General features: G+C 73.7%; 15 protein-coding genes. 1 reads left to right on the top strand and 14 read right to left on the bottom strand.

Going from position 1 to position 15640, the window contains the following annotated elements:
* From ACOTKD_RS38025 to ACOTKD_RS37970, 12 genes are all read right to left on the bottom strand, one after another.
* Positions 1–376, bottom strand: a 376-nt coding sequence (locus tag ACOTKD_RS38025) for a carboxyl transferase domain-containing protein (protein ID WP_424893588.1), incomplete at its 3' end; no start/stop codon positions are given.
* A 95-nt stretch (positions 377–471) separates the two neighbouring features.
* Positions 472–1230, bottom strand: a complete 759-nt coding sequence (locus tag ACOTKD_RS38020; protein WP_424893587.1) for a 4'-phosphopantetheinyl transferase family protein — start codon at positions 1228–1230, stop codon at positions 472–474.
* Positions 1227–1679 carry an acyl carrier protein gene (locus ACOTKD_RS38015; RefSeq protein ID WP_424893586.1) on the bottom strand — a complete coding sequence of 151 codons (453 nt, stop codon included), beginning with the start codon at positions 1677–1679 and terminating at the stop codon, positions 1227–1229. Before ACOTKD_RS38015 ends, ACOTKD_RS38020 begins: the two co-directional genes overlap by 4 nt.
* Positions 1676–3166, bottom strand: a complete 1491-nt coding sequence (locus ACOTKD_RS38010; protein ID WP_424893585.1) for an MFS transporter — start codon at positions 3164–3166, stop codon at positions 1676–1678. Before ACOTKD_RS38010 ends, ACOTKD_RS38015 begins: the two co-directional genes overlap by 4 nt.
* Positions 3167–3465: 299 nt before the next feature.
* Positions 3466–5811 (bottom strand): SDR family oxidoreductase, encoded by a 2346-nt coding sequence (locus ACOTKD_RS38005; protein WP_424893584.1) that lies wholly within the window; start codon positions 5809–5811, stop codon positions 3466–3468.
* 3 nt (positions 5812–5814) lie between these two features.
* Positions 5815–6759 (bottom strand): aromatase/cyclase, encoded by a 945-nt coding sequence (locus ACOTKD_RS38000; protein ID WP_424893583.1) that lies wholly within the window; start codon positions 6757–6759, stop codon positions 5815–5817.
* A gap of 59 nt (positions 6760–6818) precedes the next feature.
* A complete protein-coding gene (gene fabG, locus ACOTKD_RS37995) occupies positions 6819–7604 on the bottom strand; it encodes a 3-oxoacyl-ACP reductase FabG (RefSeq protein WP_424893582.1) in 786 nt (261 codons plus the stop codon).
* 169 nt (positions 7605–7773) lie between these two features.
* Entirely contained in the window at positions 7774–8034 is a 261-nt protein-coding gene (locus ACOTKD_RS37990; RefSeq protein WP_424893581.1) for an acyl carrier protein, read from the bottom strand.
* 96 nt (positions 8035–8130) lie between these two features.
* Entirely contained in the window at positions 8131–9348 is a 1218-nt protein-coding gene (locus ACOTKD_RS37985) for a ketosynthase chain-length factor (protein WP_424893580.1), read from the bottom strand.
* A complete protein-coding gene (locus ACOTKD_RS37980) occupies positions 9345–10613 on the bottom strand; it encodes a beta-ketoacyl-[acyl-carrier-protein] synthase family protein (RefSeq protein ID WP_424893579.1) in 1269 nt (422 codons plus the stop codon). Before ACOTKD_RS37980 ends, ACOTKD_RS37985 begins: the two co-directional genes overlap by 4 nt.
* A 34-nt stretch (positions 10614–10647) precedes the next feature.
* On the bottom strand, positions 10648–10977 hold the full coding sequence (locus ACOTKD_RS37975) for a TcmI family type II polyketide cyclase (protein ID WP_030369960.1): 330 nt from the start codon (positions 10975–10977) through the stop codon (positions 10648–10650).
* A 61-nt stretch (positions 10978–11038) separates the two neighbouring features.
* Positions 11039–12517 carry an FAD-dependent monooxygenase gene (locus ACOTKD_RS37970; RefSeq protein ID WP_424893578.1) on the bottom strand — a complete coding sequence of 493 codons (1479 nt, stop codon included), beginning with the start codon at positions 12515–12517 and terminating at the stop codon, positions 11039–11041.
* Positions 12518–13018: 501 nt separating this feature from the next.
* Between ACOTKD_RS37970 and ACOTKD_RS37965 the strand changes: the two genes are divergently transcribed.
* Positions 13019–13909, top strand: coding sequence for a hypothetical protein (locus ACOTKD_RS37965; RefSeq protein WP_424893577.1), 891 nt, complete (start codon positions 13019–13021; stop codon positions 13907–13909).
* Positions 13910–14290: 381 nt separating this feature from the next.
* Here ACOTKD_RS37965 and ACOTKD_RS37960 read toward each other — a convergent pair whose 3' ends face one another.
* Together ACOTKD_RS37960 and ACOTKD_RS37955 are read right to left on the bottom strand one after the other, a co-directional pair.
* Entirely contained in the window at positions 14291–15226 is a 936-nt protein-coding gene (locus tag ACOTKD_RS37960; RefSeq protein ID WP_424893576.1) for an AMP-binding protein, read from the bottom strand.
* Positions 15227–15281: 55 nt separating this feature from the next.
* Positions 15282–15640: acetyl-CoA carboxylase biotin carboxyl carrier protein subunit (locus tag ACOTKD_RS37955; protein WP_424889480.1), on the bottom strand; the 359-nt coding region annotated here is incomplete at its 5' end.

Below are 15640 nucleotides of genomic sequence, written 5' to 3'. Positions count from 1 at the left end.
AGATCCGGAAGTCGTGCGCGTAGACGAACACGGTCCGCCCGTGCACCGTGCCCCAGCCCGTGATCACACCATCGGTGTAGGGCTTCTTGCTCTCCAGGCCGAAGCCGGAGGCACGGTGCCGGCGGAGGGTCTCGACCTCGGTGAAGGAGTCCTCGTCGAGGAGGAGGGCGATGCGCTCGCGGGCGGTGAGCTTGCCCTTGGCGTGCTGGCGCTCGGTCGCTGCCGGGTCCGGCCCTTCGTAGGCCTCGTCCCGGATCATCTGGAGCTCCTCCACGCGTTCGTGCAGGGTCCAGTCGCGGTGCGGGTCGGCGGCCGGGGCGTCCTCGGCGGCAGTGGTGGCAGCGGTGGCGGTGGTGGTCTTTCCGGCGACGGGCATGGTCTCTCGCTCTCTCCGGTGGGTGAGTGGTGACGTGTCGGTGTCCGAGGCGCTGCCCGGCCGGCGGGGCGGCGGGACGGGCCGTCCCGCGGCGGTCAGGCGGCCGCCGGCTCGCGGGTGCCGGCCCGGACCTCGGCGGTGCCGCCGTGGTGGAGGGCGGCGGCGGGCAGCAGGCGCAGCCGGGTCGTGGTCGGGGCGCCGCCGGCCAGGGCGGCGGCGCCGTGGTGGCGGGGGCCGCAGGGGATGTCCAGCAGGGTCCAGCCCTGCGGCCTGCTGCCGGGGTCGGGGCCGAGGTAGTCCACGGAGGGCCCGCGGCTCAGCCCCGTGCCCAGGCCCTTGAGGAAGGCTTCCTTGCGGGTCCACAGCTGCCCGAAGGCGGCGGGGCGCTCCTCCTCCGGCAGGGCGTCGAGCTCGGCCTGCTCTCCGGGGTGGAGGGACGGGGTGCAGACGCCGACGGTGCCGGCCCGGGGGTGGCGTTCGACGTCGACGCCGACGGGCCGGTCCGCGATGCCGACCAGGGCCATCCCGTGGCTGTGCGACAGGGAGAAGTGCAGGGGCGGGCCGGGCAGGGTGACGGCGGGACGGCCGTGCGGCTTGCCGCAGCCCGGGCAGGGCTCGCGCAGGAACGCGACGTCCGGCGGGGGGATGTCGAGGTAGGCGCCGAGGAGCCTGCGCAGGGCGATGTGGGCGCTGGTGTACGTGATGCCGTCCGACGGGCGGATGAAGGACGCCGCGCGCTTGCGTTCGGCGTCGTCCAGGACCGCCAGGTCCAGCAGCCCGGCGTCGGCCGGAGCGGGGCTCCTGATCAGCCAGAGGTCGAGCGCTCCCGCCTCGACGGCGGCGGATGCGGTCATGCGGCGGCCGCCGGGGCGCCGCCGCGGCGGCGGGCGGCGGACTTGTGCGGGCTGTCCTCCGGCCCCAGCTGCCCGGCGAGGCAGTCGATGAGCTCGGCGGCGGAGTTGGCGCGCAGCAGCCGCTGGAGGTCGACCTCGATGCCGAGGGCGGATTCCATGCGGGCCTGGAGTTCGAGGCCGTTGATGGAGCCGACGCCCAGGCTGTTCATGGTGCGGCCGGCGACGTCGATGCTGCCGGGTGCTACGTGCAGGACGCGGCCCAGCTCCCCGCGGACGTAGGCGTCGAGCAGGGCGGTGCGCTCGTCGAGGCCCACGGCGGCGAGGTCCGCCGGGTCGGGTGCGACGACGTCCTGCCCGGGGGCGCCGGCTCCGGCGGGCGGGAGGTCGTCGTAGTCGTCGGCGAGGTCGAGGTCCCAGTCGGCGGGGACCGGGATCGCGAGGAGGGTCATGGCTTCCCCTTGGGGACGGTGGTCAGGTGGGGTGCCGCCGGCCCGGCGGTGCGGGCGCGCGGCCGGCCCAGGCCGGTGAGGGCGGTGAGCAGGCCCAGGACGCCGGCCGCGGTGATGAGCTCCAGGGCCGGCCGGTAGCCGGCGAGGACCTGCTCCTCCGTGGCGCCCGCGGCCGGCTGATAGGCCGTCAGCAGTGCGGCGACGCCGGCGAGCATGACGGCGGCGCCGAGCTGCACGGCGGTCTGGTAGGCGCCGCTGGCCTCGCCGCGCTCGGCGGCGGGGATCCCGGAGACGGCCTGCATGTTCAGGGCGGCGAAGGACAGCACGAAGCCGGCGCCGACCAGCAGCATGGTGGGCAGGACAGCGGTGACGTGAACGAGGCTGCCACCGCCCGCCGGCAGGCGCAGGTAGAGGGCGTACCCGAGCAGGGGCGGCAGCGCGCCGAGCGCGATCAGGCGCGGGGCGCCCCAGCGGGCGACCATGCGCCCGGACAGCAGGGCGGTGACGGCCAGGGGTGCGCTGGCGGGAACGATGGCCAGGGCGGTCTGCCAGGGGCTCCAGCCCCACAGGGTCTGCGTCTGGTAGCTGACGAGGAACAGCAGGCCGAGGTAGGAGCCGTTGAGGGTGGCGGCGCCGACGGCGGAGCGCAGCATCGGGGGGTGGGCGAGCAGTTCGGTGCGCAGCAGCGGCCGGGGGGTGCGGCGCTCGTGGCGGGCGAACCAGGCCAGCAGCGCGGCGGCCAGGGCGAAGGCGCCGAGCGTACGGGGGTCGCCGGCGCCGTGGCCGGGCAGGGCGGTGATGCCGTAGACGAGGGCCAGCAGTCCGCCGGCGAGGGTCGCGGCGCCCGCGGTGTCGTAGTGGCGGTCGGCGCCCGCGGGGGGCTCGTCGGCGGGGATGAGCTTCAGGCACAGGGCGAACAGGAGCAGGACCGCGGGGGCGGGGAAGGCGAAGGTCCAGCGCCAGCTGAGGGGCGTCAGGGCGCCGGAGAGCAGGAGGCCGGCGGTGAAGCCGCCCGCCCCGAAGAGCGTGTAGACGGAGATCGCCCGGTCGCGTTCGGGCCCCGCCCGCATGGCGGTGCTGAGGATGGCCAGGCCCGTGGGGGCGGTCAGGGCGGCGCAGAAGCCCTTGACGAAGCGGGTGGCGATCAGCACGGCGGGCTCGCCGGTGACGGCGCCCAGGAGGGAGGCGGCGGCGAAGCCGAGCAGGGCCAGGAGGTACATGCGGCGGCGGCCCGCCAGGGCGACGGCGCGGGTGCCGAAGAGCATGAGGGCGCCGAAGCCGAGGGCGAAGCCGGTCATGACCCACTGGGCGCTGCTGCGGGCCAGCCCGAGGTCGTCGCCGATGGAGGGCACGGCGACGACGGCGACGGACACCTCCAGGGCGTCGATGAGCATGTTGCCTGCCAGGACGAGCAGCAGGCCCCACTGGCGCCGGCTCATCCGCCCGGCGGGGGCGGGGGCGGCGGTGGGCGGGGGGAGCGTCTTCATGGTCTGCGGGATGCCTTTCCGGCGGTGTGCCTTTCCGGCGGGTCATCTGGCGCGGCGGTTGCGGCGGGGGCGTTCCGCCGGGCCCTCGCCATGAGGGTTGCTCGCCGTCGCGGCGGGATCTTCTCTTCGGCGGTGCCGTGCCACGGCCCTGCGGAGGTTCTGCGGTCGGGCTCCGAGCGCGGGTCCGGCCGCCGCGATGCCCCGGCATGGATTTCCCGCCGCGGCGGAGGGACGGCGCGGCCGGCGGTGCCGGACCGCGCCGTGCCCCCCGGGATCCGCCGGCCGGGGGCCGTGCGGGGTCAGCCCAGGAGGGTGCCGCCGGTGGCGTCGATGAAGGCGCCGGTGATCCAGCGGGCGTCGGCGCTCGCGAGGAAGGCGACGACGTCGGCGACGTCCTGGGGCTCGCCGACGCGGTTGAAGGCGGAGAGGGCCGCCATCTGGTCGACGACCTCGGGGATGTCGAAGGCCGGGTTGCCGTTGCGGGTGATGCCCGGGGCGACGCTGTTGATGGTGATGTTGCGCGGGCCCAGGAGCTTGGCGAAGTGGCGGGCGAGCTGCTCGACGGCGCCCTTGGTCATCGCGTAGGCGATCTCCTCGGGGTTGGCCACGCGGGTGAGGCCGGAGGAGATGTTGACGATGCGGCCGCCGTCGGGGAGGTTCTGCAGCGCGCGCTGGATGATGAAGAACGGGGCCTTGGCGTTGACCGCGTAGAGCCGGTCGAACTGCTCGGGGGTGGTGTCCTCGGCGGACACGCCGCCCATGACACCGGCGTTGTTGACGAGGATGTCGAGCGTGGTGGTGCCGGTGCGCTCCTTGAGGCCCTGCTCCAGGCCGAGGAAGAGCTCGTGGACGTCGCCGGGGACGCCGAGTTCGGCGCGGACGGCGAAGGCGCGCCCGCCGTCCTTCTCGATCGTGGCGACGACCTCGTCCGCGGCGTCCTTGTTGCTGGTGTAGTGGACGGCGACGAGGGCGCCCTCCTTGGCCAGGCGGATCGCGGTGGCGCGGCCCATGCCGCGGCTGGAGCCGGTGACCAGCGCTGTCTTGCCGCTGAGGCTGCCCATGTCTGTTCTCCCGTTCGTGGCTGGAGTGGCTGGAGCGGTTGTCTGGTGCGCCGGTTCGCCGAACCAGCGGGTGAGGGCGCGGGTGAGGCCCTCGGTGGGGGCGCCGCCGTCCGGCGCGACCCACACCACGTGGCCGTCGGGGCGCACCAGCACGGTGGTGGCTCCGGCGGGGGTGCGGTCGGTGGGGCGGGCGGTGACGGTGCGGACCAGGTGGGACCACGGGGCCGCGGCGGAGCGCAGTTGCTCGCCGTGGTCGGTGGTACCGGTGAGGTCCAGGAGGAGACCGCCTCCGGGGCGCAGGAGCGCGGTGGTGGACTCCTCGCCCGTCTGCTCCGGGTCACCGGTCCGCTGCGGGTCACCGGTCCGCTGCGGGTCCTCGGTCCGCACCGGCCAGTGGGGCAGGCGCAGTCCGAGCAGGGGGTGGTCGCCGGCGCCGACGTCGTAGCGGACGTCGAGGCCGGAGATCATGCCGGCGAGGTGGGTGCGGACCTCGTCGTGCCCGTCGATGAGCTCGCCCATGACGTCGCGGGCGGCTTCGACCTCGGGGCCGCCGAGCAGGAGCAGGGCCTGGGCGCGGATGTTGCTCAGGGTGCGCTGCCCGACGGCGTGGCGCTCGCTGTGATAGCTGTCCAGGAGGCCCTCGGGGCCGCGCCCCTGGACCTGGGCGGCGAGCTTCCAGCCGAGGTTGAAGGCGTCCTGCAGGCCGAGGTTGAGGGCCTGGCCGCCGATGGGCATCTGCTGGTGGGCGGCGTCGCCGGCCAGGAAGAGGCGGTAGTCGCGGTACTGCTCCGCCTGGCGGGAGGCGTCGGTGAAGGCGTTGACCCACAGCGGGGTGCCGCCGCTGATGTCCTCGCCGGTGACGCGCTTCCAGGCGTCGGCGATCTCGTGGAACTCCACGTTCTCGCTGCGGGGTTCGGCGGTGCGGCCGAAGTCGCAGACCATGACGCGGGTGACGCCGTCGGGGCGCCGTGCGGCGATGGCCAGTCCCCCGGGCAGCCGCTCGAAGCGCCGGTTCGGGATGTCGATGCCGGCGACGTCGGCGCGCAGGAGCTCGCGGCCGGCGTCGGCGCCGGGGAAGGCGAACCCGCCCAGGCGCCGTACGGTGCTGTTCTCGCCGTCGCAGCCGACGACGCACTTGGCGCGCAGGTGTACGACCTCGCCGCCGGCCGCCACCTCGGCCTCGGCGTGGTCCCCGGTGACGGTCAGCCCGCGCAGCTCGTGGCCGCGCAGGATGACCGCCCCCAGGCCGGTCGCCCATTCCGCGAGCAGTTCCTCGGTACGGATCTGCGGGACTTTCCACTGGCCCGGGTAGGGGGTGGGAAGGGTGAGGTCGAGCGGGAGTCCGCCGAAGTGGCCCCGGGTCTCCTGCGGCACGGCGCCGAGGCCGTCGAGCAGGCCGCGGCTGTCGAGGATCTCCATGGTGCGGGCGTGCAGGGTCGAGGCCCGGGACTCGGTGGTGGGCTCGGTGAGCCGCTCGATGACGACGACGTCCGCGCCGGCCAGTCGCAGCTCGCCGGCGAGCAGCAGCCCGACCGGTCCCGCTCCGACCACGATCACCTGGGTTTCCGTGTACGTGCGGGCCATGGGTCAGGCCCGCTGCTCGGCGTAGGCCTTGGCGTGGCCGAGGGTCGCGCGGCTGTTGGTGCTCAGGGCGGTGTGGACGTACTCGCGGGCCTCCGCGACGCCGGCGTCCGGGCCGAGGATCTTCGTGATGTTCTCGGTGTTGAGGACGACGGTGTGCTGCGAGGAGGCGGCGACGCCGTCCTCGTTCTCGGCGAAGGTCCAGTAGCCCGTGTGCAGCGTCATCAGCGCCGGCAGGGTGACCTGCTTGTACGCGATCTTGTGCGAGGGGAAGGTGACGCGGAAGGACTTGGTGGTGTGGGTGGAGCCGTCCTTGGCGCGGGTGTCCATCTCCAGGGTCTGCAGGCCCGGGGTGTCCTCCTCCAGGCGGACCGTCGCCACGTGCGGGAGGCGCTCGGACCACAGGTGCGCCTCGTTGATGAAGTCGTAGACGTCCTTGGCGGAGCCGTTGATCTGGACGGTGTCCTCGAAGGAGAAGGTCACCTCCTCGGCGGCGTGGGCGAGTTCGACGTTGGTCTTGAGGGCGGCGAGCTCGGAGCGGGAGTTGCGGTCGACCGCCTCGTCGATCCAGGCGAGGCCCTCGGGGTCGTCGTCGACGGCCCGGTAGTCGTGCAGGAGGCGGACGCGGGAGGTCGCCTCGTCCAGGGCCTCGATGATCCAGGTGCCGCCCATGGAGGCGACCGGCGGGGTGGAGACCTCCTGGCGGAAGGTGATGGTGAGGGCCTTCTCGTCCAGGGTGCGGCGCGACGTCCAGTTCTTGGCCTCGCCGTTGGCGGTGGCCCAGATGCGGATGCGCTCGGTGGACTCGCCCTTCTCCACGTGGTCGACGTAGATGGTCGGCGGGAAGATCCGCGGCCAGTTGGCGACGTCGGCGATCAGACGGTAGACGGCGGCGGCCGGGGCCGAGATCGTGATCTCGTGCTCCACCTCGCGCAGACCGGTCTGCGACATGCTGGTTGCTCCTCGGGTGACGGTGTGGGTGCGGTGGGGGCGCGGGGCTTTCGCGGGGCCTAGAAGTTGCCCAGGCCGCCGCAGACGTTGAGGGCCTGCGCGGTGATGGAGGCCGCCGTGTCGGAGGCCAGGTAGCCGACCAGGCCGGCGACCTCCTCGGGGGTGGAGTAGCGGCCGAGGGGGATCTTGGACTGGAACTTGTCGAGGATGACGTCCTCGGAGGTGTCGTAGGCGGCGGCGTAGCCGGCGCGCACGCGCTGGGCCATCGGCGTCTCGACGTAGCCGGGGCAGACGGCGTTGACGGTGATGCCGGTGGGGGCGAGCTCGTTGCCGAGGGCCTTGGTGAAGCCGACGACGCCGTGCTTGGACGCGGAGTACGGGGCGCCCAGGACGACGCCCTGCTTGCCGGCGGTGGACGCGATGTTGATGATGCGGCCGCGGCTCTTCTCGCGCAGGCCACCGGTGGTGAGGACCTCGCGGGTGAGGCGGAAGACGCTGTTGAGGTTGGTGTCGATGACGTCGTTCCACAGCTCGTCGTCGATGTCGGCGGTGACGCCGCCGCCGCTGCGGCCGGCGTTGTTGACCAGGACGTCGACGGTGCCGAAGCGGTCGACGGCGGTGGCGACGAAGGCGTGGACGGACTCGCCGGAGCGGACGTCGAGGGTGGTGCCGTCGACGTCCAGGCCCTCGTCCTGGAGCTGCTTGACGGTGGCGGCGACGTTGTCGGCGTTGCGGGCGCCGATGAAGACCTTGTGGTTCTGCGAGGCCAGGAGGCGGGCGACGGCGAGGCCGATGCCGCTGGTGGCACCGGAGACGAGGGCGACGCGCTGCTCGTGCTGCGACATGGTGGGTGGCTCCAATGATGGGGACGCGGCGAAGGGCGTCCGGAAACGTGGAAGGGGCGCGGGCGTCCGCGGAGGGGCGTCGCGGACGGACGCGGTGGGGGTGCGGGCGCCGGGCCGGCCGCCGGCCGCCGAGAAGGGGCGGCCGGCCCGGGGTGCCGCGCGGGGTGCGTCAGGCGGACTGCAGCAGGCCGTTGACGTGCGCGACCAGGGCGCGCGGGGTGCGGTTCTCGGCGAAGGCGTCGTCGTCGAACTCGACGCCGTACTCGCGCTCGATGCGGCCGCCGGTCTCCAGCAGGGCCAGGGACTCGTAGCCGAGCTCCTCGAAGTCGGTGTCGAGGATGTCGCTGTCGAGGTCGACGCCCTCGTCGGCGCCTGCGCCTTCGAGGAGGATGCGCTTGAGGTCCTCGAGGGCGAACTCCTGGTGGGACATGCCGGTCCTTTCCTGGAACACGTAAGCAGGTGGATGGCGGCGGACGACACTGGCCGCCGCAAAAAGCGAAGGGGGCCGGGAGGGGCCCGGAAGGGCCTAGTCGGCGGCGCGGACGACGACGGCGGAGTTGAAGCCGCCCTGTCCGCGGGCGATGACCAGCGCGGCGCGCACGGACGCGGTGCGGGCCTGGCCGGTGACCAGGTCGATGTCGTACTCGGGAGCGAGCGTGACGTTGGTGGTGGGCGGGATCAGGCCCTCGCGCATGGCCAGGACGGCGGAGACCACGTCCACCGGTGCGGCACCGGAGTACAGGCGGCCGGTCATGGTCTTCGGCGCGGTGACCGGGACGCCGCCGGGGCCGAAGACGGCGGTGAGGGCGTCGGCCTCGACGCGGTCGAGGTCCGGGCTGCCGGCGGCGTCGGCGAAGACGACGTCGATCTGCCCGGGCGCGAGGTCCGCGTCGGCCAGGGCGGTCTCGATGGCGCGGCGCAGTCCGCTCTCGCGGCCGCTGCCGGGCTTGGGGTCGATGGTGGCCCCGTAGCCGGCGATCTCGCCGTAGACGTTGGCGGCGCCGCGGGCGCGGGCGGCCTCGGCGTCCTCCAGGATCATCAGGGCGCCGCCCTCGCCGGGCACGTAGCCGCTCGCGTCGGCGTCGAACGGCAGGTAGGCGCGCTCGGGCTGGTCGCTGGTGGTCATGCGGCCGCCGGCGATCTGCGCGACCCAGCCCCAGGGGCAGATCGAGGCGTCGAAGCCGCCGGAGAAGATGAGCTTGCTGCCCTTGCGGATCTGGCGGCGGGCCTGCGCGATGGCGTCGAGGCCGCCGGCCTGGTCGCTGACGACGACGCCGCTGGGGCCCCGCATGCCGTTGCGGATCGAGATCTGGCCGCTGTTGACGGCGTAGAACCAGGCGAAGGACTGGTACGCGCTGACGTACTGGCTGCCCTGGCTCCACAGCTTCTTGAGCTCGTTCTGGCCGAACTCGAAGCCGCCGGAGGTCGAGGCGGTCACGACGCCCATGTCGAACTCGGGGATGTCGCCGGGCTTGACGCCGGCGTCCTCGAAGGCGCAGTCCGCGGCGACCAGGGCCAGGCGCGTCATCCGGTCGGTCTGCGGGATGAGGCGGCTGGGCAGGTGGTCCTCGGCCGCGAAGGAGTGGATCTCGCCGGCGAGGCGGGAGGGGTACTGCGCGGCGTCGAACCGGGTGACGGGCCCGATGGCGTTCTTGCCGATCCGGGTCGCGGCCCAGAAGTCGTCGACGCCGAGCCCGTTGGGGGTGGCGACGCCGATGCCGGTGATGACTACCTTGGCGGTCACGCCATGCTCCTCTCGGGACGGGCCAGCACCATCGCGCTCTGGAACCCGCCGAAGCCGCTGCCGACGGTCAGGACGGCGTCCGTGCGGTGGTCCCGGGCGGTGAGCGGGACGTAGTCCAGGTCGCACTCGGGGTCGGGGGTGTGCAGGTTGGCGGTGGGCGGCACCACGTTGTTCTCCATCGCCAGCACCGAGGCCGCGATCTCGATCGAGCCGATCGCACCGAGCGAGTGGCCGACCATCGACTTGATGGAGCTCACCGGGGTGCGGTAGGCGTGCTCGCCGAGGCTGAGCTTGAAGGCGGCCGTCTCGTGGCGGTCGTTCTGCTTGGTGCCCGAGCCGTGCGCGTTGATGTAGTCGATGGACTCGGGGTTCATCCGGGCCTCGGCGAGCGCGACGGTGATGGCCTCGGCCATCTCGCGGCCGTCGGGGCGCAGGCCCGTCATGTGGAAGGCGTTGCAGCGCGAGGCGTAGCCGGCGATCTCCGCGTAGATGCGGGCGCCGCGCTTCTTCGCGCTCTCCAGCTCCTCCAGGACGAAGCAGGCCGAGCCCTCGCCGAGGACGAAGCCGTTGCGGGTGCCGTCGAAGGGCCGCGAGGCGTGCTCGGGGTCGTCGTTGCGCGGGGTGGTGGCCTTGATGGCGTCGAAACAGGCCATCGTGATCGGGGAGATCGGGGCGTCGGTGGCGCCCGTGATCATGATGTCGGCGGTGCCCTCGCGGATCAGCTCGACGGCGTGGCCGACGGAGTCGATGCCGGAGGTGCAGCCGGTGGAGACCACGGTGGCCGGGCCCTCGGCGCCGGTCGCCCAGGCGACCTCGGCGGCGAAGGAGCTGGGCACGAAGTGGTTGTAGAGGTGCGAGGGCGCGTAGGTGTGGTCGACGAGGTCGAGGCGGCCGTCGTTGCTGACGACGCGGTACTCGTTGTCGAGACCGGTGGTGGCGCCGACGGCGCTGCCGATGGTCACACCCGCGCGGTGCGGGTCGAAGCCGGCCAGGTCCAGGCCGCTGTCGGCCAGGGCCTCGCGGGCCGTGACGACACCGAACTGGGCGGCGCGGTCCATGCGCCGGATCTCCTGGGGGGTGAGCCCGTGGAGCTCGGGGTCGAAGTCGGCCTCGGCCGCGACCTTGGAGCGGAACGGCGAGGGGTCGAAGAAGGTGATCCCGCGGGTCGCGGTGCGGCCCTCGCTCAGCAGGCTCCAGAAGTTCTTGGTGCCGATACCTCCCGGTGCCAGCACTCCGATTCCAGTGATTACTACCCGGCGCCCCACTAGTGGTCGCCTCCCATCGTGTCGGCGGACGGCTTCACTTGGCGGCCGTCCAGGAGTAGAAGCGGGTGGCCATCGCGTCGGCCGGCGAACGCCAGGTCGCCGGGTCGTAGGCCTCGATGAAGGGCTTGAGGTCCTCGCTGATGCCGATGAAGCGGGGGTCGCTCTTGGCCTCCTCGATGAGCTGCCCGCCGTTGTCGGTGTCGAAGTCCTGCAGGTGGAAGTACAGGCCGCGGTACGAGAAGAGCTGGCGCCGGCGGGTGCCCATGCGGTGGGGCATCTCGGTGGCGTCGAACTCGCCGAAGAGGCGGGCGACGTCGGCGCTGGAACCCGGCTCCATCCGGGCCACGATCAGGGTGCTGTGCATGAGGGTGCGATCTCCTTGGGCAGGGGACGGTGGGGTGACGACGAAGTGGTGACGCGGGGCGTCAGGCGCCGAGCGGGCTGCCGAACCAGCGCTCCAGGGCCATGGTCAGGTCGTGGTGGCTGCCGGGCGCGGCCCAGGCGACGTAGCCGTCGGGGCGGACGAGCACGGCGGAGGTGCCGGTCAGGCCGCTCGCGGCCGTGACGTCCTGCGGCGTGGCCGTGACGATGTCGACGCGGTCGGCCCAGCCGGCGGCGCGGGCGCGCAGGGTGGCGTTGTCCTCCAGGTCGAGCAGGACGGGCCGGGCGGCGCGCAGCAGTTCGGTGCTGCTGGTCTCGCGGCCGGCGGCGGTGCGCAGGGCCAGGCGCGGCATGCGCTTGCCGAGCAGCGGGTGGGTGCCGGTGCCGACGTCGTACGTGATCTCCAGGCCGGAGACCATGCCGGCGAGGTGGCGGCTGACGTCCTCGTAGCCGATGAGCTCGGTGAGGACGTCGCGCAGCGGCTGGACCTCGGGGCCGGAGAGGAAGAGCAGGCCCTGGGCGCGGGTGTTCATCAGCAGGCGCTGCCCGACCGGGTGGCGCTCGCCGTGGTACGTGTCGAGGAGGCCCGCCGGGGCCTTGCCCTTGACGACGGCCGCGAGCTTCCAGCCGAGGTTGACCGCGTCCTGGATGCTGGTGTTCATGCCCTGGCCGCCGGCCGGCAGGTGGATGTGGGCGGCGTCGCCGGCCAGGATGATGTTGCCGCGGCGGTACTCGGTGACCTGGCGGGTGGCGTCGCCGAAGGAGGACACCCACTCGGGCTCGCCGTGCGAGATGTCCGTGCCGGTCAGGCGCTTCCAGGCGGCCGCGACCTCCTCGTACGAGGGCGGCGTCGTGCGGCGCTGGGGCGGGGTGCCGCGCTCGCAGACGATGATGCGGGTGATGCCGCCGGGCAGCGGGCCCACCATCACCATGCCGCCGGGGAGCGTCTCCCCGATCATGCGCGGTTCGAGGTCGAGGCCGCGGACGTCGGCGAGGAACATCTCCATCGTGGCGGCGGTGCCGGGGAAGTCGAAGCCGGCCGCCTTGCGGATCAGGCTCCGGCCGCCGTCGCAGCCGACCAGGTAGCGGGCGGTGAGGGTGTGCTCGCCCTCGGGGCCGCGCACCGTGACCTCGACGCCCTCCCCGGTGTCCTTGACCGACAGCAGCTCGGTGCTGCGGCGCAGGTCGGTGCCGAGGCTCGTGACCCAGTCCTCCAGCACGGTCTCGGTGTGGGACTGGGGCACGGACTTGGCGGCCTGGTGGGCACCCTCGAGGACACCGAAGTCGACGGGCAGGCCGCCGAAGTGGCCGACGTTGCTGGTCTCGACGTCGCCGAAGCGGGAGAGCAGACCGCGCTGGTCGAAGATCTCCATGGTGCGGGCGGTGAAGCCCAGCCCGCGGGATTCCCCGGTGCGCTTCGGAAGCCGCTCCAGGACGATGACCTCCACCCCTGCGAGCCGCAGTTCGCCGGCGAGCATGAGCCCGGCCGGACCGGCGCCTGCGACAATCACCGCAGCGTCCATGGACCTCTCCTTGCAGTTGGGTTTTTCCTTGGCGGAACCGCATCGGCGGCCGGATATCGACGGCAACAGTCCGGCGACTCTGACGAACAGCTTCTTCAGCTTTCGCGTCATGGGTCAAGATGCGGTTTCTCAAAGCTCTGATGAGAAACTGTCAGGGAATTGCAAGATCCGCTCGCGGGACCCTTTTCCCTCGCTGCGGCCCTTACCGGTGCCACGCGCTCCGGGATTTTCCGACAGCTCTGCGGACGTTACGAAAACTATTCTTCACCCGCCCCGGCAGGGTCAAGGGGCCGTGGTTCAGGTCCCTGTGAAGTCGTGTCAGCGGATGGCAAGATCCGCTGCGGTCGCGTAAAAGAACACGGATTCCGGCCCCTTCTCCGGCAGACTCGCGGACATGGCCGTATCGGCCGCCGTCCCCGTGCCCCTCCCGGTGGCACGGACGACTCCCGCCCGGAATTTCCCGGCGGCCCGGGACGGCCGGAACGTGATGGGGGAAAAGAGATGCAGGAAGTGAACGAAAGCGCGGCCGGGCCCGTGGTGCCGTGCCGCGGCGCGGGCTGCCGGGCACGGGAGGCCGCCGGGCGCGGGAAGCAGCACCGGCGCCCCGCGCAGGCGCCCGCGCTGCTGTGCGCGGCGTGCCGGGCCCGGCTGGGGCTGGAGCTGATGCGGCTGCCCGATCTGTACGAGGAGTGCGCCCTGGCCCTGGGGGCCTCCGGGCCGCGGCGGGAGAAGGTCTCGGGCGGCCCGCTGCCGGGCATGCCCTTCAACGCCACGGCGGCCGACGTGCGGGCCGCCCTCATGGGCGTGCTGGGCGCGTGGTCGGCGCTGGTGGTCCAGGAGCGCGGCGCGGCCGCCCCCCGCCGGGACGCGGCGGCCCTCTCGCGCTTCCTGCTGCAGCACGTGGGGTGGCTGGCCGCGCACCCGGCGGCCGGTGAGCTCTCCGAGGAGATCGCGCGGGTGGTGCGCAGGGCCCGGCGGGTCATCGACCCGGACGCCGCCCGGCAGGTGGCGGTGGGCGGGTGCGTGGAGCCCGGCTGCACGGGTTCGCTGACCGCGACGGTACGGGCGCAGGCCCCGCACGAGCCCGCCGAGATCACCTGCGACGCCGATCCCGCGCACCACTGGCTGGGCCACCAGTGGCTGCAGCTGAGCCGGCGCGTACGGCCGGGGACGGCCGCGCGGGCGGCGGCGGGGACGAGGACGGGAGCGGCGGGGACGCGGTGGATCGGCGCCCCGGACATCGCCCGGCTGTGGGGCATCGCGCCCGGCAGCGTCTACCGCCACGCCAGCCAGGCGCAGTGGCGCCGGCAGACCCGGGCGGGCCGCACGTACTACCACGAGGCGGACGTGCAGCGGACGCTGGCGGCCCGGCAGGGTGCGGCGTCGGGCTGATCCCCGGGCGCCGGGGGCGGCGCCCTGTGCCGCACCGGCCTCGGGTGCGCCGGGCACCGCCGGCCCCCGCCGCGGGGGCGGGCCGCCGTTGCGGCGGGGGGGGTGGCGGTCCGCGATGAAGGGGGCCGGGCCAACTCCCCTCCGCCGCATCGGTGATCAGCCCCGGCGACACTGCCCGGCGGTGCCGCACCGGCCTCGGGTGGACCGGGCACCGCCCGCCTCCCCCGCGAGAGCGGGCCGCCGGGCCAACTCCCCTCCGCCGCGGCGGTGATCAGCCCCCGCGCTGCTGTCCGGCGGTGCCGTGCCGGCCTGGGGCAGGGAGGGCACAGGCAAAGGGGCCGGTACGGAATCCGTACCGGCCCCTTTCAGGTGCGGGTGGTGTCAGAGACGCGCCGTCTCGATCACCCGCGTCGCGGGCAGGAGGCCGGCGACGCGGGCGGCCTCGTCCGGGGCGAGGGCGTCGCCCGCCACCACGAGGCAGCGCAGCCCGCGCAGCCCCGGCAGGACGTCCGCCTCGATCAGCTCCGACAGGTGCCGGGAGGTCACGCGCAGGATGCCGGCGCGCTCCTCGCGGGCGAGGGCGGCCAGTTCGTACGGGGTGAGCTCGCCGGGCGGGGGCAGGACCAGCCGTGCCCCGGCCATGAGCGGCGCCCACAGGGCCAGGGCGGTGCCGTCGGCGACCGCGGGCGCGTACTGCAGGACCACGTCGCCGGCGGTGACCGGCAGGAAGCGTCCGTCGGCGGCCAGGCGGTCGACGACGGTGTGCGGCACGCTCACGCCCCGGTCGCCCCGTACGGGCAGGACGTAGGCGGTGTCGGAGTGCGTGACGTCCGAGGCCGGCGGAAGGACGGCGGTGGAGGAGGCGGGGGTGACGTCGGGGAGCACGGTCACCCGGCCGCCGCCCAGGGCCCCCGCGAACAGTTCCTGCGTCACGACCACCCTGGCCCCACTGGCGTGCAGGAACGGCAGAGCGCTGCCGTCGCGCACGTGGGCCGGGTCCAGCAGGACGTAGCCGGCGCCGGCCTTGAGGACACCGAGCACGGCCACGAGCAGGCGGGCGGAGGATTCGAGGCACACGGCGACGGTGTCGCGGTCCCGTACGCCGTGCGCCCGCAGCCGGTGCGCGAGGTGGTTGGCCCGCTGGTCGAGGCCGCCGTAGGTCAGGACGCCGTCATGGGCGCGGACGGCGGTGCGCGAGGGGTGGACGGCCGCCTGCCGCGCGACGGTGCGGTGCACCGGGGCGGGGGCGGGGAGCGACGCGGGTACCCGCGGGCCCCCCTCCCCGGCGGAGACGGGGGCCAGGGTGAGGGTGCTCATGCCGACAAGTCCTTCGTTCTTCGGTCGTCGGAGCTCCGCGGGTACCCGCGGCAGCTCAGTCCTTGATTTCGCAGATGACGGCGCCGGAGGAGACGGACGCGCCGACTTCGGCGGTGATGCCCTTGATCGTGCCCGCGCGGTGGGCGTTGAGGGGCTGTTCCATCTTCATCGCCTCAAGAACCACGATCAGTTCGCCCTCGGCGACTTCCTGACCCTCCTCGACCGCGACCTTCACGATCGTGCCCTGCATCGGCGACGTCAACGCGTCACCCGACGCGGCCGAGCCCGCCTTCTTCGCCGCACGCCGCTTCGGCTTCGCCCCACCCGCAGCCGCCGTGCGCGCCAGCGTCATCCCCAGCGACGACGGCAGCGAGACCTCCAGACGCTTGCCGCCGACCTCGACCACCACGGTCT

Origin of the sequence: Streptomyces sp. XH2, from assembly GCF_049725035.1 — a bacterium.
GTDB lineage: Bacteria > Actinomycetota > Actinomycetes > Streptomycetales > Streptomycetaceae > Streptomyces > Streptomyces roseoverticillatus.
This window is presented reverse-complemented; position numbering and strand designations above follow the sequence as displayed.

Excerpts from the sequence above, each read along its gene's own strand:
- ACOTKD_RS38020 (WP_424893587.1), bottom strand. The coding sequence starts at position 1,230 with ATGACCGCATCCGCCGCCGTCGAGGCGGGAGCGCTCGACCTCTGGCTG.
- ACOTKD_RS38015 (WP_424893586.1), bottom strand. The coding sequence starts at position 1,679 with ATGACCCTCCTCGCGATCCCGGTCCCCGCCGACTGGGACCTCGACCTC.
- ACOTKD_RS38010 (WP_424893585.1), bottom strand. The coding sequence starts at position 3,166 with ATGAAGACGCTCCCCCCGCCCACCGCCGCCCCCGCCCCCGCCGGGCGG.
- ACOTKD_RS38005 (WP_424893584.1), bottom strand. The coding sequence starts at position 5,811 with ATGGCCCGCACGTACACGGAAACCCAGGTGATCGTGGTCGGAGCGGGA.
- ACOTKD_RS38000 (WP_424893583.1), bottom strand. The coding sequence starts at position 6,759 with ATGTCGCAGACCGGTCTGCGCGAGGTGGAGCACGAGATCACGATCTCG.
- fabG (WP_424893582.1), bottom strand. The coding sequence starts at position 7,604 with ATGTCGCAGCACGAGCAGCGCGTCGCCCTCGTCTCCGGTGCCACCAGC.
- ACOTKD_RS37990 (WP_424893581.1), bottom strand. The coding sequence starts at position 8,034 with ATGTCCCACCAGGAGTTCGCCCTCGAGGACCTCAAGCGCATCCTCCTC.
- ACOTKD_RS37975 (WP_030369960.1), bottom strand. The coding sequence starts at position 10,977 with ATGCACAGCACCCTGATCGTGGCCCGGATGGAGCCGGGTTCCAGCGCC.
- ACOTKD_RS37970 (WP_424893578.1), bottom strand. The coding sequence starts at position 12,517 with ATGGACGCTGCGGTGATTGTCGCAGGCGCCGGTCCGGCCGGGCTCATG.
- ACOTKD_RS37965 (WP_424893577.1), top strand. The coding sequence starts at position 13,019 with ATGCAGGAAGTGAACGAAAGCGCGGCCGGGCCCGTGGTGCCGTGCCGC.
- ACOTKD_RS37960 (WP_424893576.1), bottom strand. The coding sequence starts at position 15,226 with ATGAGCACCCTCACCCTGGCCCCCGTCTCCGCCGGGGAGGGGGGCCCG.